This is a genomic window from Pseudomonas sp. ERMR1:02 (assembly GCF_002277815.1).
In the GTDB taxonomy this organism is placed as follows: Bacteria; Pseudomonadota; Gammaproteobacteria; order Pseudomonadales; family Pseudomonadaceae; genus Aquipseudomonas.
Genome location: NZ_NKJI01000006.1, coordinates 1 through 20,993, shown reverse-complemented (window position 1 = coordinate 20,993; position 20,993 = coordinate 1). Strand labels below are relative to the sequence as shown.

The 20,993-nt window shown below is 59.0% G+C and carries 18 protein-coding genes and 7 pseudogenes; 13 read left to right on the top strand and 12 right to left on the bottom strand.

What is annotated here, in order from left to right:
* Window positions 1-52 precede the first annotated feature (52 nt).
* The 7 genes and pseudogenes from CES87_RS12955 to CES87_RS12925 all read left to right on the top strand — a co-directional run bounded on the left by CES87_RS12955 (window position 53) and on the right by CES87_RS12925 (window position 5,345).
* Window positions 53-481, top strand: coding sequence for a hypothetical protein (locus CES87_RS12955; protein WP_128606419.1), 429 nt, complete (start codon window positions 53-55; stop codon window positions 479-481).
* Between the two features lie 179 nt (window positions 482-660).
* Window positions 661-1,293 (top strand): TetR family transcriptional regulator, encoded by a 633-nt coding sequence (locus CES87_RS12950; protein WP_128606418.1) that lies wholly within the window; start codon window positions 661-663, stop codon window positions 1,291-1,293.
* A gap of 307 nt (window positions 1,294-1,600) precedes the next feature.
* Window positions 1,601-2,101: an urease accessory protein UreE gene (gene ureE / locus CES87_RS12945; protein ID WP_128606417.1), complete on the top strand. Its 501-nt coding sequence runs from the start codon at window positions 1,601-1,603 to the stop codon at window positions 2,099-2,101.
* The gene (locus tag CES87_RS12940) at window positions 2,098-2,772 is read left to right on the top strand and encodes an urease accessory protein UreF (protein ID WP_128606416.1); all 675 of its coding nucleotides are present in this window, start codon (window positions 2,098-2,100) and stop codon (window positions 2,770-2,772) included. The genes ureE and CES87_RS12940 overlap by 4 nt, the downstream gene beginning before the upstream one ends.
* Window positions 2,773-2,808: 36 nt before the next feature.
* Window positions 2,809-3,422, top strand: a pseudogene (ureG, locus tag CES87_RS12935) (urease accessory protein UreG).
* 29 nt (window positions 3,423-3,451) lie between these two features.
* Window positions 3,452-4,024, top strand: coding sequence for a HupE/UreJ family protein (locus tag CES87_RS12930; RefSeq protein WP_128606415.1), 573 nt, complete (start codon window positions 3,452-3,454; stop codon window positions 4,022-4,024).
* Window positions 4,025-4,212: 188 nt separating this feature from the next.
* Window positions 4,213-5,345 (top strand): annotated as a pseudogene (locus tag CES87_RS12925) (AGE family epimerase/isomerase).
* 107 nt (window positions 5,346-5,452) lie between these two features.
* On the opposite strand, the gene CES87_RS12920 reads toward CES87_RS12925, so the two are convergent.
* The 10 genes and pseudogenes from CES87_RS12920 to CES87_RS12880 form a co-directional block, all read right to left on the bottom strand.
* A complete protein-coding gene (locus CES87_RS12920) occupies window positions 5,453-6,223 on the bottom strand; it encodes an SDR family oxidoreductase (protein ID WP_128606414.1) in 771 nt (256 codons plus the stop codon).
* Between the two features lie 842 nt (window positions 6,224-7,065).
* On the bottom strand, window positions 7,066-7,785 hold the full coding sequence (locus CES87_RS12910; protein ID WP_128606413.1) for an ABC transporter ATP-binding protein: 720 nt from the start codon (window positions 7,783-7,785) through the stop codon (window positions 7,066-7,068).
* On the bottom strand, window positions 7,782-8,654 hold the full coding sequence (locus tag CES87_RS12905) for an ABC transporter ATP-binding protein (protein WP_128606412.1): 873 nt from the start codon (window positions 8,652-8,654) through the stop codon (window positions 7,782-7,784). The genes CES87_RS12910 and CES87_RS12905 overlap by 4 nt, the downstream gene beginning before the upstream one ends.
* Window positions 8,651-9,934, bottom strand: coding sequence for a high-affinity branched-chain amino acid ABC transporter permease LivM (gene livM / locus CES87_RS12900; protein WP_128606411.1), 1,284 nt, complete (start codon window positions 9,932-9,934; stop codon window positions 8,651-8,653). The genes CES87_RS12905 and livM overlap by 4 nt, the downstream gene beginning before the upstream one ends.
* Before the next feature lie 3 nt (window positions 9,935-9,937).
* Window positions 9,938-10,852 carry a branched-chain amino acid ABC transporter permease LivH gene (locus CES87_RS12895; protein ID WP_128606410.1) on the bottom strand — a complete coding sequence of 305 codons (915 nt, stop codon included), beginning with the start codon at window positions 10,850-10,852 and terminating at the stop codon, window positions 9,938-9,940.
* A gap of 171 nt (window positions 10,853-11,023) precedes the next feature.
* Complete coding sequence (locus CES87_RS12890) at window positions 11,024-12,157, bottom strand: ABC transporter substrate-binding protein (protein WP_128606409.1); 1,134 nt, start codon at window positions 12,155-12,157, stop codon at window positions 11,024-11,026.
* Window positions 12,158-12,700: 543 nt separating this feature from the next.
* Window positions 12,701-13,033 (bottom strand): hypothetical protein, encoded by a 333-nt coding sequence (locus tag CES87_RS34280; protein ID WP_371858208.1) that lies wholly within the window; start codon window positions 13,031-13,033, stop codon window positions 12,701-12,703.
* A complete protein-coding gene (locus CES87_RS34275; protein ID WP_371858207.1) occupies window positions 13,015-13,326 on the bottom strand; it encodes an FAD-dependent oxidoreductase in 312 nt (103 codons plus the stop codon). The genes CES87_RS34280 and CES87_RS34275 overlap by 19 nt, the downstream gene beginning before the upstream one ends.
* A 62-nt stretch (window positions 13,327-13,388) precedes the next feature.
* Window positions 13,389-13,639: pseudogene (locus tag CES87_RS34270) on the bottom strand (FAD-dependent oxidoreductase); the annotation flags it as partial.
* 315 nt (window positions 13,640-13,954) lie between these two features.
* Window positions 13,955-15,445, bottom strand: coding sequence for an aldehyde dehydrogenase family protein (locus CES87_RS12880; protein WP_128606408.1), 1,491 nt, complete (start codon window positions 15,443-15,445; stop codon window positions 13,955-13,957).
* Window positions 15,446-15,620: 175 nt separating this feature from the next.
* Between CES87_RS12880 and CES87_RS12875 the strand changes: the two are divergent.
* From CES87_RS12875 to nadE, 4 genes and pseudogenes are all read left to right on the top strand, one after another.
* A pseudogene (locus CES87_RS12875) lies at window positions 15,621-16,531 on the top strand (LysR family transcriptional regulator).
* A 228-nt stretch (window positions 16,532-16,759) separates the two neighbouring features.
* On the top strand, window positions 16,760-17,119 hold the full coding sequence (locus CES87_RS33075; protein WP_371858206.1) for a hypothetical protein: 360 nt from the start codon (window positions 16,760-16,762) through the stop codon (window positions 17,117-17,119).
* A gap of 205 nt (window positions 17,120-17,324) precedes the next feature.
* Window positions 17,325-17,982 (top strand): annotated as a pseudogene (pncB, locus tag CES87_RS33065) (nicotinate phosphoribosyltransferase).
* 4 nt (window positions 17,983-17,986) lie between these two features.
* Window positions 17,987-18,814, top strand: coding sequence for an ammonia-dependent NAD(+) synthetase (gene nadE / locus CES87_RS12865; protein ID WP_128606407.1), 828 nt, complete (start codon window positions 17,987-17,989; stop codon window positions 18,812-18,814).
* Window positions 18,815-19,003: 189 nt separating this feature from the next.
* Here the strand turns inward: nadE and azu are convergent, their stop codons facing one another.
* The gene (gene azu / locus CES87_RS12860; protein WP_128606406.1) at window positions 19,004-19,450 is read right to left on the bottom strand and encodes an azurin; all 447 of its coding nucleotides are present in this window, start codon (window positions 19,448-19,450) and stop codon (window positions 19,004-19,006) included.
* Window positions 19,451-19,794: 344 nt separating this feature from the next.
* On the opposite strand from azu, the gene CES87_RS12855 reads away from it, so the two are divergent.
* Both CES87_RS12855 and CES87_RS12850 read left to right on the top strand, forming a co-directional pair.
* On the top strand, window positions 19,795-20,382 hold the full coding sequence (locus tag CES87_RS12855; RefSeq protein WP_128606405.1) for a TIGR00730 family Rossman fold protein: 588 nt from the start codon (window positions 19,795-19,797) through the stop codon (window positions 20,380-20,382).
* A gap of 68 nt (window positions 20,383-20,450) precedes the next feature.
* A pseudogene (locus CES87_RS12850) lies at window positions 20,451-20,641 on the top strand (hypothetical protein).
* 229 nt (window positions 20,642-20,870) lie between these two features.
* Here CES87_RS12850 and CES87_RS12845 read toward each other — a convergent pair.
* Window positions 20,871-20,993 (bottom strand): annotated as a pseudogene (locus tag CES87_RS12845) (transglutaminase family protein); the annotation flags it as partial.

Here is a 20,993-nt window from a genome sequence, read left to right as displayed (position 1 = left end):
AGTAGCATTGCACTCGTACCCACTTTATCGCCCTCCTACGGAGCATCCGATCATGAAACGCCAATTGCTGCTTAGCCTTACCCTCTCAATGCTGGCCAGCACTGCATTCGCACTGCCAGCTGCCGACCAGGCTACCCCACAAGTGAAAGACAACCACTCAGTGTTCAGCCAAACCGTCGCCGCTGATGGTTCCGACCGCACCCCACAAGGCCAGACCCTCGCCGAAGGTGGTAACGATCGCCTGAAAGAAAAAGGCCTGATCACTCAAGATGGCTCTGACCGTACTCCACAAGGTCAAACCCTCGCCGCTGACGGCTCGGAGCGCACCCCACAAGGTCAAACCCTGGCCGCTGACGGCTCGGACCGCACTCCACAAGGTCAAACCCTGGCCGCTGACGGCTCGGACCGCACCCCACAAGGTCAAACGCTGGCCGAAGGCGGTGGTGACCGTGTAATCGAACGCAACAGCGCTACGAGCTAAGCCCATGGCGGCCCTGAAAATAGCCCAATCACCGGATTGGGCTTTTGACTTTCTGGCTCCTCACTCTATAGACGCACCGCCTCCCCGCTTGATCTCCTTTATCAACGTTCGACGTTCGACGCAGGCAAAGCCGATTTGCTAGAGTGCGCCGCTCTCCTTCTCCAGAAAACGCCCTTGCGATGCTGCCCCGCGCCGAACAGAAACAACAAACCCGCAACGCCCTGATGGACGCTGCCCGCCACTTGATGGAAGGTGGCCGAGGATTCGGCAGCCTGAGTTTGCGCGAAGTGGCGAAAACCGCCGGGATCGTCCCTACCGGCTTTTACCGGCATTTCGCCGATATGGATGAACTGGGACTGGTTCTGGTCAGCGAGGTCGGCCAGACCTTCCGTGAAACCATCCGTTTGGTGCGGCACAACGAATTCGTCATGGGCGGCATCATTGATGCGTCCGTGCGGATCTTTCTTGATGTGGTCAGTGCCAACCGTTCGCAGTTTCTGTTTCTTGCCCGCGAGCAGTACGGAGGCTCGCTCCCGGTGCGCCTGGCCATTGGCCGCTTGCGTGAAGATATCAGTTCGGACCTCGCTGCCGACCTGTCGTTGATGCCGAAGTTGCAACACCTGGACATCGCCGGCCTGAGCGTCATGGCGGATCTGATCGTAAAAAGCGTGTTCGCCACCTTGCCGGAAATCATCGACCCACCGGTCGAGGCCCTGCCTGAACACCTGACGCCTCAGGCCAAAATCACCCAGCAGCTGCGGTTTATCTTTATCGGGTTGAAGCATTGGCAGGGCCTGGGTAGCACCGAATAATCCCTTGTCACTGATCTGATCGTTCCCACGCTCTGCGTGGGAATGCAGCTCGGGACGCTCTGCGTCCCAAAAGGCCGAACGCGGAGCGTCCGTTGAGGCATTCCTTTGCTGCGCATGGAAACGATCAGGGCTTGAATCGTAGATTGCCTCAACTTGGTGCACGTTCAAATGCCACGCACCAACTTAATCCAGCCCCCCGCCTCCGATAGCTTCGCCCTACTCTCCTTACAGCCATTTCCTACACACCCCCCGCTTGGCAAGCCCCTTGCTCTAGCCTGGAGCATTGTCCATTGCTGGAAGCTTTCCGATGCTGGTTATTCATCGCAGAATCGATCTTCAACCTGCCTGGGCCGCCGAGTTGCACCTGACCTTCGAAGCTCGGAGCAAAAGCCGTTTGCGCTGTTTCAGTGCTGAAGGTGAAGACGTCGGGTTGTTTCTGGAGCGCGGTCAATCGCCTTTGTATGACGGCGAATGCCTGCAAGCCGAAGACGGGCGCATCGTCCGCGTTTGCGCGCGCGCCGAGCAACTGTTGCACGTCACCTGCGCCAACGCTTTCGAATTGACCCGCGCCGCTTATCACCTGGGCAACCGCCACGTCGCCCTGCAGGTTGGCGACGGCTGGTTGCGCCTGCTTGACGATTACGTGCTCAAGGCGATGCTCGAACAACTGGGCGCCACCACCGAGAACATCGAAGCGCCGTTCCAGCCTGAGCACGGCGCATATGGTGGCGGCCATCATCATTCGCGCCATGGCGATGAAGACTTCAACTACCCGCCCAAACTGCACCAGTTCGGTCTGCGCTCATGAACCCCGCCTGGGCGCTGCTGCGCCTGGCCAGTCCGCAATTGCCGATTGGCGGCTACAGCTATTCCCAGGGCCTGGAAATGGCGGTAGAGAACGGCCGAGTGAACGATCTCGCCAGCGCGCGACGCTGGATCAGTGATCAACTGCTGCTTAATCTCGCCCGCTTCGAAGCCCCGCTGCTGCTCGCCCATTGCGTGGCCGCTTGGGAAGAGAACTGGTGCGAACTGCTGCAACGCTGCGAAGAACACCGCGCCAGCCGGGAAACCCGCGAGCTGTATCAGGAGAGCCGGCAGATGGGCTACTCCTTGCAACAATTGCTCAACGGTTTGCCCGAGCTGGATGCAACGGCCCGTGGCTTCCTCGAACAACGCTGCGAACCGCACCTGGCTTTGGGTTGGGCGCTGGCCGCTCGCGCCTGGCAGATCAGCCCGCAGGATGCATTGGCCGCGTGGTTCTGGAGCTGGCTGGAAAACCAGTTGGCGGTGTTGATGAAAACCCTGCCGCTGGGCCAGCAAGCAGCCCAACGCCTGACCAGTGAACTGCTGCCGCTGTTGCAACAAGCCCAGCAGAACGCCACCGACATCAACCCTGAACATTATGGCAGCGCCGCTTTCGGCCTGTCCCTGGCGTGTATGGCCCACGAGCGCCAATACAGCCGACTGTTCCGTTCCTAGGGCCCCTAATTTGGCCCCCTTGTTTAGGAGAAGCACATGAACACACAACCTCTGCGCGTCGGCATCGGCGGCCCGGTCGGTTCCGGTAAAACCGCCCTGACCCTGGCCCTGTGCCTGGCCCTGCGCGACCGTTACAACCTGGCCGTCGTGACCAATGACATCTACACCCGTGAAGACGCCGACTTTCTGGTGCGTAACCAGGCTCTGGCGCCGGAACGCATCATTGGCGTGGAAACCGGCGGCTGCCCGCACACGGCGATCCGCGAAGACGCCTCGATCAATCTCGAAGCCGTGGATCAGTTGAACCGCCGTTTTCCCGGTCTGGATCTGATTCTGGTGGAATCGGGTGGTGACAACCTGTCGGCGACCTTCAGCCCTGAACTGTCCGACCTGACCATTTACGTGATCGACGTTTCCGCCGGCGACAAGCTGCCACGCAAGGGCGGACCGGGCATCTGCAAATCCGATCTGCTGGTGATCAACAAAATTGACCTGGCGCCGCTGGTGGGGCATCGCTGACCTTGATGGACAGCGACACAACGCGCATGCGTAACGGCAAGCCGTTCGTCTTCAGCAACCAGAAAACCGGCCAGGGTCTGGAAGAGATCATCGCCTTCATCGAACGCCAGGGCCTGCTGACTGCAGCCTGAACACGACTGATCAACAAGGAAGCTTACCCATGACACTGAAACGCATTCTGGGCGCCATGGCCCTGTTGCTGACCCCAGCCATCGCCTTCGCCCACCCGGGACATGGCGACAATGGTTTGATCGCCGGCATCAGCCACCCAATCGACGGCCTTGACCATTTGCTGGCGATGCTTGCGGTCGGCCTGTGGGCGGCGCAGCAAAAAGGCGCGGCACGTTGGGCGCTGCCGTGCACCTTTGTCGCCACCATGCTACTCGGCGGGTTGCTGGGTTTTGAAGGCTTGAACCTGCCTGCGCTGGAAAGCGCGATTGCCACGTCTGTGCTGGCGCTGGGTCTGGCGGTGGCTTTGGCGGTGCGTCCGCCGTTGAGCCTGGCGGTGGCTGCGACGGCGTTGTTTGCGCTGTTCCATGGCGTGGCGCATGGGCTGGAATTGCCGGACATGTCGAGTCCTTGGGCGTATGCGGCGGGGTTTGTCGCGGCGACGGCGGCGTTGCATGCGGCTGGTTATGCGATGGTGCGAGTGCTGCCGCAAGCGGCTGCTCCGCTGGTTCGACTGGCGGGTGCGGCTTCGGCGGCGACTGGGGTCTGGTTGTTGGCGGGTTGATTCCTTGGCGCCAGTGATGGCCTCTTCGCGGGCAAGCCTCGCTCCTACAGGATTTGTGCTGCATCGCAATTGTGGACGACACATAACCTGTGGGAGCGGGCTTGCTCGCGAAGACGGCCTGACAGACACCACATCTCTAAGGCCTGCTAACATGTCGCGCAATTAACCTGCCGTGACGACGCCAGCCAATGCCGCATGTTTCCCGCTCCGCCTCTCAGCCTGAATTGACCGATCTGTTCACTTCGGTGCAACAGCACTTCCTGAACGTGATCGTGCCACTGTGGCAAGGTCCCGGCTGGAATGCCGACATGGCGTTGCCGTTTGAGGCGCTGGATGCCGAGCACCAGCCGCTGCCTCCCCAGCGCTACCGGGCCATGGCCTGCGCGCGGCAGCTTTATCTGTTTGCCAGCCTGATCGGCCAAGTGCCAGCCGCCGAAGAGCGTGCTGCGGCGCTGTTCCGTTCCTTGCAACGGCATTTCCACGACGCCGAACACGGCGGCTGGTTTTACAGTATCGACCCGCACGGAGCGCCGCTGGATCAGCGCAAAGACCTCTACACCCACGCATTCATCCTGTTCGCCTGCGCCCACTACTGGGGAAAAGTCCGCGAGCCGTTGGTGGAGTCGTACTCAACGCAGCCCTGGAAGTGATCGCCCGACGTTTCGCTACCGGCGATGGCCTCTACGAAGCCAGCCTTGATCGTGACTGGAAAACCCTGGAAACCGGCCCGCTGCAGAACCCTTTGATGCATCTGGCCGAAGCCTTCCTCGCCACCCTGTCGGTACGCGAAGACCTCGCTGTGCAACGGGGGCTTGTCGAGTTATGCACAGCCATGCAGAAGCGTTTTATCGATCCGCAACACGGCGTGCTGATGGAGAAACCGTTGGGCGCTATGGATAACTGGTTTGAACCGGGGCATCAGTTCGAGTGGTATTTCCTGCTTGAGTCTTCCGATTTGCTGCGCGGTTCAAAACTGCATGCTTCGCTGGAGCGGGCGTTCGCTTTCACCGAACAACTGGGCGTCGACCAACAGACCGGTACCGTGAGGGCCATGCTTGACCTGGGGCCGAATGGCGGGTCTCGTGACGCTACCCAGCGTATCTGGGCTCAAGCCGAGTATCTGCGCGCGTTGACCCTGCGTCCGGATAGCGAGGCCGCGGTAATGCGCCAATTGCAGGCGCTGCAGCAGCGCTCGCTGCACGCGGGAGGCTGGTATGAGTGTCGGGATGAACAGGGTGAAGTAAGCCGTCAGGACATGCCGTCGACCACGCCTTATCACCTGGCGACCTGTTATCGCGGGTTGGCCGAATATCTTAGCTGACTGATAAATCGCCTTCGCGGGCAAGCCTCGCTCCTACAGACGGCGGAAATCCAGTAGGAGCGAGCGGGCGGCGTTCCGACTTGCCCGCGAATAGCCGTGATGCGGTCTTACGCTTTGCCACCACTGCGATCAATCGAAAAACCAGCCCAGGTCTGGCTCACCGGCATCAACTCCACGCTGTTGATATTGATGTGCGCCGGGGCATTGAGGACCCAGAAAATGGTGTCGGCAATGTCTTGCGGCTGGATCGGGTCTGCACCGGCGTAGGTGGCGTTGTAACGCTCCTGATCACCGGCGAAACGCACCAGCGAGAACTCGCTCTCGCACAGGCCCGGCTCGATGTTGCTGACCCGTACGCCAGTCCCTTGCAGATCGCAGCGCAGGTTCAGGGAGAACTGTTTGACGAATGCCTTGCTGGCGCCATACACGTGGCTGCCCGGGTACGGGTAATTGCCGGCAATGGAACCCAGGTTGACGATACCGGCCCCGCGACCGTGGGCGATCAGACGCGGCAATAGCAAACGGGTGCTGTACATGAGGCCCTTGATGTTGGTATCGACCATGGTGTCCCAATCGTCCAGGTCGCATTTTGGGGCCGGATCAACGCCCAGTGCCAGGCCTGCGTTGTTGATCAGCCCGCGCAGTTTGGCGAAGGACGGCGGCAGGTTGGCAATGGCTTCTTCCATGGCCTTGCGATCACGTACATCGAGCACCAGACCATGCACTTCAGTATGCTTCGACAGCTCGGCGCACAGCGCATTGAGGCGTTCTTCACGACGACCGGTCAGCACCAGTTTCCAGCCGGCTTCGGCAAAACGACGGGCACAGGCTTCACCAAAACCGGAAGTCGCGCCGGTAATAAACAGGGTGTTGGACATCGTGTTCTCCTTGCTTCGGCTGATGTTCAGCCATTGGAATAGAAAATCTGCAGGCAGCATGCCCGGCCTTGCACACAGCGGCAACCATCGCACTAGCTGTACAAAAAACAATCAAATCACGCTCCCCCTTATGCACCGTGGCTTGCAGCCATGTACCCGCACCTTATCCACAGCCCCATCCACACATTCCGGGGGCAAGTGGAAAGCTGCAAGCCGCTATCCACAAGGCTTTGCGAGGAGTTTGAAAACTTTTTCGCTTGACCCTCATCGGTCTGCGGTGTAGCCCATGGCCATTTTCTCGACCCGCCGGTCAAACAGACGATGGCCGCAAGCCAGTAACCACGGCCTTCAGCGGAGTCTTTCCAGAGTTTAATCACAGACTTATCCACAGGCTTGTTCACACCAATTCGCCGCGCTTTCGTCATCAATAAAAAAGTTGACAAAGCCAACCTGAAGCCCGGTAAAAACGCCTGATCAAAAAACAATCACCGCGCTGCAAGCCACGGTTTTAAAGGCTTTCAGCCAGATACTCCCACGTTATTCACAGCCAGCTCCACAGCAAACGGGGACAAGTCAAACCCGTGACAAAACAACTATTTGCAGCGGCTTTATGTCGCGCTTTGGAAGCTTGCGAATATTGTTGTCCACAATTTCCGTTTACCTCACACCACTGCCCTCTTGTAGGAGCCGGCTTGCTGGCGAAAGCGGTGAAACTGTGCCGATGATGTGGAATGTGACACCGTCTTCGCCAGCAAGCCGGCTCCTACAGGGGCAGTGGCGTTTGATAGATGAAAAAAAGCCCCGGAGCTTTCGCGCCGGGGCTTGTGCATAACAACAAAAACTCAGTGCCCGCCAAGATAAGCGTTACGCACATCCTCGTTGACCAGCAGCTCCTTACCAGTGCCGCTCATGCGGATCTCACCGTTAACCATCACGTACGCCCGGTCCGACAACCTGAGGGCGTGGTTGGCGTTCTGCTCTACCAGGAAAATGGTCATGCCGGTTTTGGCCAGTTCCCGCAGGGTGGCGAAGATCTGTTTCACCACGATCGGGGCCAGGCCAAGGCTCGGCTCGTCGAGCAGCAGCAGCTTCGGCCGGCTCATCAATGCACGTGCGATGGCTAGCATTTGCTGCTCGCCACCGGACATGGTCATGGCGCGCTGGGTGCGCCGCTCTTCGAGCCGCGGGAACAGCTCGAACATGCGTTGCATGTCTTCCTTGGCGTATTTGTCACCGATCGGAATGGTGCCCATCAGCAGGTTTTCCTCGACGGTCATGTCAGGGAATACCCGCCGGCCTTCCGGTGACTGCGCGATGCCGTTGGACGCGATGTAGTGCGACGACTTGTGGGTGATGTCCACACCCTGATAGATGATCTGACCGTTTGCCGCCCGTGGCTGACCGAAGATCGACATCAGCAACGTCGACTTGCCGGCGCCGTTGGAACCGATAAGGCTGACAGTTTCACCTTCGTTGATGTGCAGCGAGACTTTCTTCAGGGCCTGGATCGGCCCGTAAAACACGTCCAGCTCCTTGAGTTCGAGGATGGCACCGTTAGTCATACGAGCTCCTCTTCATCGGCGCCCAGGTAGGCTGCAATCACTTTCGGATCATGCCGGATATCGTCGGGGCCGCCCTCGGCGATGACGATGCCGTGGTCCAGCACCACGATGTGATCGGAAATACTCATTACCATGCCCATGTCGTGTTCGATCAGCACCACAGTCAGATCGTGCTCGTCGCGCAGCAACCGGATCATCGCGCTCAGCGCTTCGGTTTCCTGAGGGTTGAGGCCGGCGGCCGGTTCGTCCAGGCAGATGATCTGTGGACGGGTGCACATGGCACGGGCGATTTCCAGACGGCGTTGCTGGCCGTAGGAAAGCTCACCGGCCAGACGGTTGGCGCAGTCCACCAGGTCCACCACTTCCAGCCAGTAGAACGCGTGGTCCAGCGCATCGCTTTCGGCCTTGCGGTAGCCCTTGGTGTTGAGGATGCCGGCCAGCATGTTGCGGTTGACCCACATGTGCTGGGCCACCAACAGGTTCTCCAGCACCGACATTTCCTTGAACAGGCGAATGTTCTGGAAGGTCCGCGCCAGCCCGGCGCGGTTCACCAGATGGGTGCCGCCGAATGCCTTGTAGAACAGCCGACTGGCGAAGGATTTCGGCGAGACGAAATCGGTCGGTTTGAACGATTCGCCCAGCAATTTGATGACGTTGGTCTTCTCACCACGCACGTTGAGTTCGATCTTGCCGCCGGAGGCCTTGTAGAACCCGGTCAAGCAGTTGAACACGGTGGTCTTGCCGGCGCCGTTGGGGCCGATCAGGGCGAAGATCGAGTTGCGTTTGACCTTCAGGCTGACATCGTTCAGCGCCTTGATGCCGCCGAAGTGCATCATCAGCTTCTCTACCGAGAGTACGACTTCGCTCATGGCGCTACTCCTTTACGCGGGGTCACACCGGTACGGCTGATCCGAATCAGGCCGCGCGGTCGCCAGATCATCATCAACACCATCAGAATGCCGAACAGCAACACGCGGTATTCGGCGAAGCCACGCAGCATCTCCGGGGCCACGGTCAGCACAAAGGCTGCAATCACCACGCCGATGGTCGAACCCATGCCGCCGAGTACCACGATGGCGAGGATCAGTGCCGATTCGAAGAAGGTGAAAGAAGTCGGGTTGACGAAGCCCTGGTAGGTGGCGAAGAACACACCGGCCAGGCCGGCCGTTGACGCACCGATAGTGAACGCCGAGAGCTTGACCAATACATGGTTCAGACCCATGGAGCGGCAGGCGATTTCGTCTTCGCGCAAGGCTTCCCAAGCCCGGCCGACGGGCATGCGAGTCAGGCGGTGCTTGATGTACAGCACAGCCAGAACCACCAGGAACAACACCGCATAAATGAAGTAATACTTCATATCCGGGTTGTAGGCGATGCCGAAGAACTCATGGAAAGGCACGCCACCATCCTTCGCCCTTTTACCGAATTCCAGGCCAAAGAAGGTCGGCAACGGTGCCGGCATGCCGTTCGGGCCGCCGGTCAGGGACAGCCAGTTGTTGAGGATCAAGCGGATGATTTCACCGAAGCCCAGGGTCACGATCGCCAGGTAGTCACCGTGCAGGCGCAGCACCGGGAAACCGAGGATGCATCCGGCCAGGCCGGCCGTGATCGCCGCCAGTGGCAGCACCGTCCAGAAACCCAGCCCCAGGTACTGATAACCGAGCGCAAGGCCGTAGGCGCCGATGGCGTAGAACGCCACATAACCCAGGTCGAGCAGGCCGGCCAGGCCGACCACGATATTCAGCCCGAGGCCCAGCAGCACGTAGATCAGCCCGAGGATGACCACGCCCAGCAGGTAGGAGTTGGAGAAAAACGGAAACACCACAGCAATGACGATCATCAGCGGGATGATCCAGCGCAACCGGGATTTGTAATCGGGGGCCAGTACATGAACCCCTGAGCCGGTGGTTTCAAAGCCTTCGAGGATTCTCAGGCCCTTGGGTGTTTGCAGGAACATGCTCAGGGCAAAGCGACCGGCCATGACGATGGCAACGATCCACGCAACTCGGGTCGGCTCCAGGTTGAAGCCGTAGCCATCGAGTACGATACCGACAATCGGGCCGAACACGATCAGGGCAATGAGGCCGGCAAGAATCGCGTCAACCAGGCTTTTTTTGATATCAATGGTTTCTTTAGTGGTTGAAGACATCGCTTACACCTTCGACACAAGAGGACGGCCGAGCAGGCCTTGAGGCCGAAAGACCAGAACGAGAACCAGCAGCGAGAAGCTGAAAACGTCTTTGTAGTCCGAGTTCACCAGACCAGAGAACAGCGACTCGGAGATGCCGAGGATGATCCCGCCGAGCATGGCGCCAGGCAGCGAGCCGATCCCGCCAAGCACCGCGGCAGTGAACGCCTTGATGCCGATGACGAAGCCTGCGTAGAAGTCAAACGTGCCATAGTTCATGGTGATCAGTACGCCGGCCAGGGCCGCCATCGCTGCACCGATGATAAACACATAGGAAATCACCCGGTCAGTGTTGATCCCCAAGATCGAGGCCATCTTGCGATCTTGTTGGGTCGCGCGGCACATGCGGCCGAGCTTGGTGTACTTGATGACGTAGGTCAGCAGGGCCATGCCGACAAACGCTGCGACCAGAATAAAGATCTTGGTGTAGGTGAGCTGAACGAAGCCAGTGCCTACGTCAACGCGCCATGCACCAGTGAGCAGTGTCGGTACACCCTGTTGGCGGGCGCCCTGGGCGATCTGCGCATAGTTTTGCAGGATCAGCGAGATACCGATGGCGCTGATCAGCGGTGCCAGTCGGGTGGAGTTGCGCAGCGGTTTGTAGGCGACGCGCTCGATGACCCAACCATACACCGCCGTGACGATGATGGTGAAGACCAGTGTACCGAGCATCAGCAGAGGGAAGGATTCAATACCGAAGTATGCCAGCAGAGCCAGACTGATCGCCGCGAGGTAAGCGGAAATCATGTAAACCTCGCCGTGGGCGAAGTTGATCATGCCGATGATGCCATAGACCATTGTGTAGCCGATGGCGATCAGGCCATAGACCGACCCGAGGGTCAGGCCGTTGACCAGTTGCTGCAGGAAAATACCATCCATAACGCAATCTCACGCATTTGAGAGACTGCACAGAAACCGCATGCGACGGACCGGGGTTCAGCCGCCGACGCAAAACGGTTGTGTGCAGCTCTACGAGAAAAGACAGGTACTGCACGGACATGTTTCAGGATTGTCCGGCGCGCAAGACGCCGGGCAAATCAGCCGTTCATATCACTTCTGTTTTTCCAGTTGGTGGTATTTGCCGTCCTTGTCCCACTGATAGACCACGTAGTCGGAGACTTTGAGGTCGCCCTTGCTGTCCCAGGTCTTCTCGCCCATGACGGTTTTGACCGGGTTGGCTTTCAGCCATTTTGCAGCGTCTTCACCCTTGTTGGACTTGGCGCCATTGAAGGCAGCCGCCAGGGTCTGGACCGAAGCGTAGGCGTACAGGGTGTAACCTTCAGGCTCGGTGCCTTTTTTGCGGAACTCGTCCACTACAGTCTTGCTGTCTGGCAGCAAGCGTGGGTCGGCACCGAAGGTCATCAGCACGCCGTCGACGAATTGCGGGCCGCCAGCGGTGGTCACCAGTTCGTCGGTCACGATACCGTCGTCAGACATGAACTTGGCTTCTTTGAGACCTTGCTCTCGAAGTTGACGAACCAGCGGACCGGCTTCAGGGTGCAAGCCACCGAAGTAGACCACGTCGGCACCGGCCGCACGGATCTTGGTCACCACGGCGCTGAAGTCTTTCTCGCCGCGGGTCAGGCCTTCATACAGCACCGGCGTTACGCCGCGCTTGACCAGTTGAGCCTTGGTGGCATCTGCCAGGCCCTGGCCGTAGGTGTCCTTGTCGTGCAGCACGGCCACCTTCTTGCCCTTGAGCACGTCGACGATGTAGTCGCCGGCCACGATGCCTTGCTGGTCGTCACGACCGCACATACGGAACATGGCGCTTAGGCCGCGTTCGGTCACCTTGGGGTTGGTGGAACCCGGGGTGATCGTGATGATGCCCGCTTCGTCGTAGATCTCGGAGGCCGGGATGGTCGACGAAGAGCAGAAGTGACCGACCACGCCGGCTACTTTCTGGTTGGTCAGGTCCTTGGCGACCGTCACAGCCTGTTTCGGTTCGCAGGCGTCATCGCCCTTGACCAGTACGATTTTTTCCCCGTTCACGCCACCCGCTGCGTTGACCGCATCGGCCGCTGCCTGTGCACCCTTCATGTACTGCTCGCCAAATGCTGCGTTGGCGCCCGTCATTGGACCCGCTACGCCGATTTTGACATCAGCTTGAGCAAACGCAGAAACACCCAACGCAGTTGCCACTGCGAGGGCCAAAAAGCCTTTTTTGTAAAACGTCTGGGACATGAGGTGGTGCTCCAAGGTTTTTTTTTAATTGGCACTGCGACTTCACTGAATGCTCAGAGCAAGGGCCGTGCCATCGGTTTTTTATTCTGAAAAAAGTCGCTGCTTTATTGTTATTTCGACTGTTTCGAGCCCATTTTCATTGGACGTGCAACCGTCTAAACCGCGGAAGGTGAAACCCTAAACTTTTTCGAGGCGCAACCCTCCTGCGCCATCATTGCAACCGCAACACTAAACGGCGTGCAACCGAGCTGTAACAACGCACGTCACCGAACTGCACACTGCTGGTGCGCAACTGCTACAACACGCACCACTACAGGCTAGCCGCAACGCCGAAAAGCGCCGCTTCCAGCAACAAATTTCTACAATCAAATGACGATCCGCAAGCACTGGCCTGCGTGATACAGCGAGAATCCGGCTCGTATAGACAACTGCGCAATCCCACCCCGGCCAGTGGCTGCATTGGAGCGAAGGGAATAGGTAGCGCTTGAGGATTTCCGTTACACAAATAATCGGCAAAGGCCTTGCCGACCACTGTCCCCGTGGTCACGCCCCGACCGTTGTATCCGTGACTGCCACTATTCCGGGCGCAGGTTCGAACAGGCGCATCAAGTGATCCGGAGTGAAGGCAATGCGCCCCGTCCAGGTGCATTCCCACTCCACCGGTTTCAGGTAAGGGAAGTAATGCTGCTGCACGCGATCGGCCCAGGCCTTCAGGAACCACGCTGGTTTCTGATTGCCGTTTCCCAGACTGCCGAGCAACAAGCGGCCATCTTTGTCCCGACGAATACTGCTAAGTACCTGACGGGTATCCCAGGAACCCTGGCCACCGGGAAGGATTTGCTGTGCGGCTTCTTCGGTCAGCGGGACCGACGCCACTTGGTAGTAATAACCGGGGAAAAATTACGCCGCAGCTCGGTCCAATCGCCTTCGGTATAAGCGTTGGAGGCGATCACCACTTGCTCGGCCAGTACCGAACCCTGTGCTGTCTGCACCGACCAACGTTGACCCTGACGTTCGAGGCGGGTCACCGGCGAATGATCGAACAGCTGACCGCCGAGGCCGATGGCCGCTTTGGCCAGCCCGTGGTGTAGGCCATCGGATTGAGAGTGCCGGCGCGTCGATCGAGCAGCGCGGCGGCAATTTTTTTGGTACCCGTCGCCTGCTCGCAAGCTTGCCCGGTCAACAGTTCAACCGGCGCACCACGACGCTTCCATTGTTCTTCACGACTGCGCAGATCAGCTTCGCCACGGGCGTTGTGAGCCATGTGCAGCGTGCCTTCACGGCGTAACTGGCAATCGATGTTGTATTTGTCGACAAGGCTGAATACCAGGGAAGGTGCCGCCCCAACATGCGGTTGAGCTGACTGCCGACCGCTTCGCCAAACCCGGCTTCGATCTCGTCCGGTGGAATCCACATCCCGGCGTTGACCAGCCCGACGTTGCGACCCGATCCACCATGGCCGGCGCGATGGGCTTCCAGCACACAAACCGTCTTGCCCTGTTCCAGCAGATGTACCGCCGCGACAGCCCGGTGAAACCGGCGCCGATGACGCAGACATCTACCTTCACTTCACCTTTGAGCGCCGCATTGTCAGGCCTTTGCGGCGTCAGCTTTTCCCACAGACATTCTTCGCGTAACGGCATTGCCAGACTCCAACAGAAACCTAACCAACACACAGTTCAATTGTAGGAGCGAGCTTGCTCGCGATGGACGTCAACGATAACGCGTGTTTGCTGCATAAACCCGTTGTCCAGACGTTTTTCGCGAGCGAGCTCGCTCCTACAGGGGGATCACCGATCAGTCGAACGTAATGCCCTGCGCCAACGGCAATTCCAGCGAGTAGTTCACGGTGTTGGTCTGACGGCGCATGTACCCACGCCATGCATCAGAGCCGGACTCACGACCGCCACCGGTTTCTTTCTCGCCACCAAACGCACCACCAATTTCGGCACCACTCGGGCCGATGTTGACGTTGGCGATGCCGCAATCACTGCCTACCGCCGACATGAACTGCTCGGCTTCACGCACATCGGTGGTGAAGATGCAGGACGACAGGCCTTGCGGCACGGCGTTGTTCAGGCGAAGGGCTTCGTTGAAATCGGTGTAACCGACCACGTAGAGGATCGGCGCGAAAGTTTCGTGGCAGACCACATCGCTCTGCTCCGGCATTTCGACGATGGCCGGCGAAACGTAATAGGCATTCGGAAATTTGTCTTCCAGCTGACGCTTTCCGCCGAACACCCGGCCGCCTTCGCTCAGAGCCTGCTCCAGCGCGTCCTGCATGTTCTCGAAGCTTTGCTTGTCGATCAGCGGGCCGACGAGATTGCCTTCCAGCGGATTACCGATACGCACTTTGGAGTAGGCGGCTTTCAGGCGGGTGACGATTTCTTCTTTCACCGATTCGTGGGCAATCAAGCGGCGCAATGTCGTGCAACGCTGACCGGCGGTACCGACGGCGCTGAACAGGATCGCGCGAACGGCCATGTCCAGATCGGCGCTTGGGCCGAGGATCATCGCGTTGTTGCCGCCCAGTTCCAGAATGCTGCGAGCGAAGCGCGCGGCGATTTTCGGTGCCACTTCGCGGCCCATGCGGGTGCTGCCGGTGGCGCTGACCAGCGCGACACGCGGGTCATCGACCAAGGCTTCGCCGGCATCGCGACCGCCGATGATGACCTGGCTCAGGTGCGCAGGTGCGTCGCTGAAATTCTTCAGCACGCGATCGAACAGCGCTTGGCAGGCCAGTGCGGTCAGCGGGGTTTTTTCCGACGGTTTCCAGATCACCGGGTTGCCGCAGACCAGCGCCAGCGCGGCGTTCCAGGCCCACACCGCCACCGGGAAGTTGAATGCGCTGATGACGCCGACGACGCCCAGCGGATGCCAGGTTTCACGCATGTGGTGGCCAGGACGCTCGGAGGCGATGGTCAAACCATACAACTGACGGGACAGGCCGACGGCGAAATCGCAGATGTCGATCATTTCCTGTACTTCACCCAGGCCTTCCTGAGTGATCTTGCCGGCTTCCCAGGACACCAGCTCGCCGAGATCGGCCTTGTATTCACGCAGGATGTCGCCCAGTTGGCGCACCAACTCGCCACGGCGCGGTGCCGGAACCTTGCGCCACAGTTCGAACGCATGATCTGCGCGACTGATGTGCTGCTCGACTTCAGCGGCACCTTCCCAGTTCACGGCGGCGATGCGACTGCCATCGATGGGCGAATGCACCGGCACTTTGCCGTTCTGGTACAGGGCCGGGTTCACACCAAGACGATCAAGCAATGCGGCAACCATGGGTTACTCCTCAAGCAAAAAACGGTACGTGTGCAGCCGCGCGATCACGGCTGATCAGACCTGTAGTTTTAGCTCCCCGCAGGTTACTCAACAAACGACCTTTAAGAGAGATATCATTCCGTTTATTCATGCTGTGCATTGCTGGCAATAAAGAGACAAGAACAAAGGACCGCCCATGCTGAACAAACGCTATTTGCCATCGATCGCTGCCTTGCAGTGTTTCGAAGCCGTGACCCGGCATCTGAGCTTCACCCGGGCCGCCGAAGAGTTGAATCTGACCCAGAGCGCCGTCAGCAAGCAAGTCGCGCAGCTGGAAGAGCTGTTGCAGCACTTACTATTCCGCCGGGTGCGCCGACGCCTGCAAATGACTCCGGCAGGCGATTTGTACCTGGTCGAGGTACGAAAAATCCTCACACAGGTCGAGATGTCGACTCATTACCTGCGCTCCTACGGCGGCGAAACAGAAGTCCTGCGCGTCTCCACGCCCCCGACCTTCGGTGCGCGCTGGCTGGTGCCACGGCTCAAAGGCTGGCGCCTGCGCCATCCATCGATCCATCTGGACCTGTGCAGCGAGCAAGAAGCCGATGATCTGTTGCAGGGTCGCAGCGACCTGGCGTTCTACTTCGGCCAAGGGTCACGTCCCGGTACGGAATGCCTGAAGCTATTCGGTGAAGAGTTGGTACCGGTTTGCGCCCCGGGCAGCCTGCCCGCCGAACCGTTCACCGATCCGACGCAACTCACTGACCTGGTCCTGCTGCAAAACGCCTCGCGCCCCCAGGCCTGGCACGACTGGTTCGACAGCCAGGGCTACCACACCGAACACAGCTACCACGGCCCGCGCTTCGAAACTTTCTATATGTGCATCCGCGCCGCACAGGTCGGCTGCGGCGTGGCGTTGCTGCCACGGTTTCTGGTGGAAGAGGAATTGGCGGACGGCAAGCTGGTCATTCCTTGGCGCCACGCGATGCCCAGCACCGATGCCTATTACCTGGCGTACCCGGAACATTCGGCGGAAGTACCGAAAGTGCGGACTTTGTGAAGTGGATGCTGGAGCAGGTCGACAGCCCGGACACACCGCAGACTTAAAATCTGACTCAAAACCTGTGGGAGCGGGCTTGCCCGCGAAGAGGCCGGCACATCCAACATCAATTTCAACTTGTAGATCCCCATCGCGGGCAAGCCCACTCCCACAGGGACTTCCGCGATGCAGAAACGCTGGCAATACCTGCCGCTGATATGCGCCACTAGCCCCCATCATTGAAACAGATGCAACGTCGCTGCCACTGGGCCGCGACCCGCCTGGAGATTCCCGTTATGAGCGAGAGTGTGTTTGCCGATCGCATCGTGCAGAACCTGCTCGACACCGACTTCTACAAACTGACGATGATGCAGGCGGTGCTGCACAACTACCCGAACGTGGAAGTCGAATGGGAGTTTCGCTGCCGTAACAGTGAGGATTTGCGTCCGTACCTGGCGGAAATCCGCTTTCAGATCGAGCGCCTGGCGGAGTTGAACCTAAGCGCCGATCAGTTGAGTTTTCTGGAGCGCATCACCTTCTTGAAGCCGGATTTTCTGCGTTTTCTCGGACTGTTTCGCTTCAACCTGCGCTACATCCACACCGGCATTGAAAACGGTGAACTGTTTATCCGACTGCGGGGCCGTGGCTGCACGTGATCCTGTTCGAAGTGCCGATACTGGCGATCGTCAGCGAAGTGCGTAACCGCTATCGCTACCGGGAAACTGTTCTGGAACAGGCCGGGAGCAGCTCTATCGCAAGTTCGACTGGCTGACCGCCAACGCAAGCAGCGACGAATTGTCTGAATTACAGGTAGCCGATTTCGGCACCCGCCGTCGCTTTTCTTACCGCGTTCAGGAAGAAGTGGTGAACGTGCTCAAGCACGATTTTCCTGGGCGCTTCGTCGGCACCAGCAACGTGCATCTGTCCGCGAACTGGACATGAAGCCGCTGGGCACCATGGCCACGAATGGATCATGGCCCACCAGCAACTCGGCCCACGACTGATCGACAGCCAGATTGCCGCCCTCGACTGTTGGGTCCGCGAGTACCGCGGTCTTCTGGGGATCGCCCTGACCGACTGCATTACCACCGATGCTTTCCTCGGCGATTTCGACCTGTTTTTCGCCAAGCTCTTCGACGGTTTGCGCCACGATTCCGGTGATCCGGTGGTGTGGGCGGAAAAAGCCATCGCGCACTATCACAAACTCGGCATCGACCCGATGAGCAAGACACTGGTGTTCTCCGACAGCCTGACGCTGCCCAAGTCCCTGGAAATATTCCGGGCGCTGCGTGGCCGGATCAATGTCAGCTTCGGCATCGGTACCAACCTGACGTGTGATATTGCAGGTGTCGAACCCATGAGCATCGTGCTTAAAATGACCGCCTGCAACGGCGCGCCGGTGGCGAAGGTCTCCGACGAGCCTGGCAAGACTCACTGCAAAGATCCGAATTTCGTCGCCTATTTGCGCCACGTTTTCCAAGTACCTGCCACCCTTTCCAGCACATCAAGCAAGGAGTGAATTCATGCAAGCCGTACAGCGTGAGATTGCTGAGCAGCTCAAGGTTCAACCGCCGTTCGCCGACGAGGCCGCCCTTGAGGCGGAAGTTGCGCGGCGCATTACCTTCATTCAGGACTGCCTGGTAAATTCCGGGCTCAAGACTTTGGTGCTTGGCATCAGCGGCGGTGTCGACTCCCTGACCGCCGGCCTGCTGACCCAGCGTGCAATGCGTGAGCTGCGCCAGCGCACCGGGGACGGCAACTACAAGTTCATCGCCGTGCGCTTGCCGTACGAGACCCAGTTCGATGAACACGACGCCCAGGCCTCAGTGGATTTCATCGCCCCGGACGAGCGCCATACCGTGAATATCGGTCCGGCGGTCAAAGCCCTGGCCAACGAAGTCGCGGCGTTCGAAGGCAAACATGCGGTCTCGGTGGATTTCGTGCTCGGTAACACCAAGGCACGGATGCGCATGGTCGCCCAGTACACCATCGCCGGCGCGGCCCACGGCCTGGTGATCGGCACCGACCACGCGGCGGAGGCGGTGATGGGTTTCTTCACCAAGTTCGGTGATGGTGCCTGCGACCTGGCACCGCTCAGCGGCCTGGTGAAAAACCAGGTTCGAGCGATTGCCCGCAGCTTCGGCGCGCCGGAATCACTGGTGGAAAAAGTCCCGACCGCCGACCTCGAAGACCTGTCGCCCGGCAAACCGGACGAAGCATCCCACGGCGTGACCTACGCCGAGATCGACGCCTTCCTGCACGGCAACCCGGTGCGTGAGGAAGCGTTCAAAATCATTTGCGATACGTACAACAAGACCCATCACAAGCGGGTGATGCCTTTCGCACCGTGACCCAAGTGGCGTTCTTGCGGACGCCTTCGCGGGCAAGCCTCGCTCCTACAGGGTTCGTGCCGTTCATTGATCCCGTGATCGACATGGAACTGTAGGAGCGAGGCTTGCCCGCGAAGAACGATGACTCGGTCTTTCGCCAGGCACAAAAAAGCGTCCAGAGCGGACGCTTTTTCTATATGCGAAATCTGATTACTTCAGAGTAACGGTGCCTTTCATCATCGAGATGTGGCCCGGGAACGAGCAGAAGAAACCGTATTTTTCGGCAGCATCAAGCTTCGACACATCGAAAGTCACCGAGTCGGTTTCGTTGGCGCCGATGATCTTGGTGTGGGCGATAATGCGGGCGTCGCCTTCTTTCAGGTAGTTCTTGTCAATGCCAGCACTCAGGCCATCGGTGGCAATCGGCTGCATGTCGGCTTCTTTGCTCAGCACCCAGTTATGGCCCATGACGTTTTTCGGCAAGCTGCCGGAGTGGGTCAGTTCGACAGTGAATGTCTTGCAGCTCTTGTCGATTTCGATGGCCTTGGTGTTGAAGGACATTTGATCGGTGGAGTCAACGGTGACTTTGCACTCCGCAGCCATCAATTGGCTGCTGGCCAGTGTCAACAGGGATACCGCAACAAGTTTGGCAAACATGGTGAATCTCCAAGGCAGGGTTAACGAAAAATGCGAATGGACAGAAGACTGCCTGAAAACTTCGCAAGTTCATATGACTTGAATCAAAAATTGTATACAACTTTCAGGCTATGACACCGATCGAAACAATCTACCAGCCAGGCGTCTGGCCCGGCCCTATGATCAGGCCATCACTACTGACTGGAGCGCCTGACATGTCCCTCAATAGCCTGTTGTGCAGCTTGCTTGCCGCCTATGCCTGTGGCGCCAGCGGCACTTATGAAACGCCCAAACGGGAAGTTTAGCCCTTGGAGTGCTACGCGCCTGCCTTTAATCTGTGGTCCTGATCGACCATGGAGTAAGGCATGTCTTTAGCATCTGTATGTGTATTTTGTGGTGCCAGCACCGGCACCAACACGGCCTATCGTGAAGCGGCTGTGGCCTTGGGTCGAGCTCTGGCCGAGCGCAAGCTGACGCTGGTGTATGGCGGCGGTGCCGTGGGCCTGATGGGTATCGTGGCCGACGCCGCGCTTGCAGCCGGCGGTGAAGTGATCGGCATCATCCCGCAAAGCCTCAAGGACAAGGAAATCGGCCACAGCGGCCTGACCCGCCTGGAAGTAGTCGACGGCATGCATGCGCGCAAGGCACGGATGGCCGAGCTCAGCGATGCGTTCATCGCTCTGCCCGGCGGCCTGGGCACGCTGGAAGAACTGTTCGAAGTCTGGACCTGGGGCCAACTGGGCTATCACGGCAAGCCGCTGGGCTTGCTGGAAGTGAACGGTTTCTACAGCAAACTCACCGGTTTTCTTGATCACATCGTCGGTGAAGGCTTCGTTCGCGAGGCGCACCGTGACATGCTGCAGGTGAGCGAATCGCCACAGACGCTGCTCGACGCCCTCGATAGCTGGCAACCGACCGTACCGCCAAAGTGGGTCGAGCAAAAACCCGACTAACGACTAGGCACCGATACAGGGCAGAATACGCGCCGCTCAACCTCACCTTCGACCCCAGAGGATCGCCCATGGCTAAACCCAATTATTCCTTCGCCAAACGTCAGCGTGACTTGGCCAAGGAGCAGAAGAAAGAGGAAAAGCTTCAGCGCAAGAAAGCGATGGCTGAAGAAGATGCTGCAGCACTGAACCCGGATGCAGAAGTGAAGTCGCGGCAGAAGATGATGTTGATGTACCGAAAGATCAGGCGCCCGACGCCTGAACCCTCCGGGCCGGATGAACTGATCGGGCCCACCGGATCTGTGTCCAGGGTTGGCAGCGCTGCTGCCGACCCTCACAGGTCGATCTGAAATACCCCAATCCAAAACATTGCAAACTCCTGTGTAGGAGCGAGCCTGCTCGCGAGGTCGTCAACGATAACGCTGGTAGCCTGATACCCCCCGGCGCACTCAGGTTCATCGCGAGCAAGCTCGCTCCTACGCGGATCTCTATTAATCCAATGGCATCACGGTGACTCGAACCTCGGGGTCATGATTACCGCCCCCCAGAATCACCCACGCAGCGGCGACACATCGGAAAAATCCCGGCCCCAGGCCAAGGTGATGTTCCAGTTG

Excerpts from the sequence above, each read along its gene's own strand:
- CES87_RS12955 (WP_128606419.1), top strand. The coding sequence starts at position 53 with ATGAAACGCCAATTGCTGCTTAGCCTTACCCTCTCAATGCTGGCCAGC.
- CES87_RS12950 (WP_128606418.1), top strand. The coding sequence starts at position 661 with ATGCTGCCCCGCGCCGAACAGAAACAACAAACCCGCAACGCCCTGATG.
- ureE (WP_128606417.1), top strand. The coding sequence starts at position 1,601 with ATGCTGGTTATTCATCGCAGAATCGATCTTCAACCTGCCTGGGCCGCC.
- CES87_RS12940 (WP_128606416.1), top strand. The coding sequence starts at position 2,098 with ATGAACCCCGCCTGGGCGCTGCTGCGCCTGGCCAGTCCGCAATTGCCG.
- CES87_RS12930 (WP_128606415.1), top strand. The coding sequence starts at position 3,452 with ATGACACTGAAACGCATTCTGGGCGCCATGGCCCTGTTGCTGACCCCA.
- CES87_RS12920 (WP_128606414.1), bottom strand. The coding sequence starts at position 6,223 with ATGTCCAACACCCTGTTTATTACCGGCGCGACTTCCGGTTTTGGTGAA.
- CES87_RS12910 (WP_128606413.1), bottom strand. The coding sequence starts at position 7,785 with ATGACTAACGGTGCCATCCTCGAACTCAAGGAGCTGGACGTGTTTTAC.
- CES87_RS12905 (WP_128606412.1), bottom strand. The coding sequence starts at position 8,654 with ATGAGCGAAGTCGTACTCTCGGTAGAGAAGCTGATGATGCACTTCGGC.
- livM (WP_128606411.1), bottom strand. The coding sequence starts at position 9,934 with ATGTCTTCAACCACTAAAGAAACCATTGATATCAAAAAAAGCCTGGTT.
- CES87_RS12895 (WP_128606410.1), bottom strand. The coding sequence starts at position 10,852 with ATGGATGGTATTTTCCTGCAGCAACTGGTCAACGGCCTGACCCTCGGG.
- CES87_RS12890 (WP_128606409.1), bottom strand. The coding sequence starts at position 12,157 with ATGTCCCAGACGTTTTACAAAAAAGGCTTTTTGGCCCTCGCAGTGGCA.
- CES87_RS12880 (WP_128606408.1), bottom strand. The coding sequence starts at position 15,445 with ATGGTTGCCGCATTGCTTGATCGTCTTGGTGTGAACCCGGCCCTGTAC.
- CES87_RS33075 (WP_371858206.1), top strand. The coding sequence starts at position 16,760 with ATGAGCGAGAGTGTGTTTGCCGATCGCATCGTGCAGAACCTGCTCGAC.
- nadE (WP_128606407.1), top strand. The coding sequence starts at position 17,987 with ATGCAAGCCGTACAGCGTGAGATTGCTGAGCAGCTCAAGGTTCAACCG.
- azu (WP_128606406.1), bottom strand. The coding sequence starts at position 19,450 with ATGTTTGCCAAACTTGTTGCGGTATCCCTGTTGACACTGGCCAGCAGC.
- CES87_RS12855 (WP_128606405.1), top strand. The coding sequence starts at position 19,795 with ATGTCTTTAGCATCTGTATGTGTATTTTGTGGTGCCAGCACCGGCACC.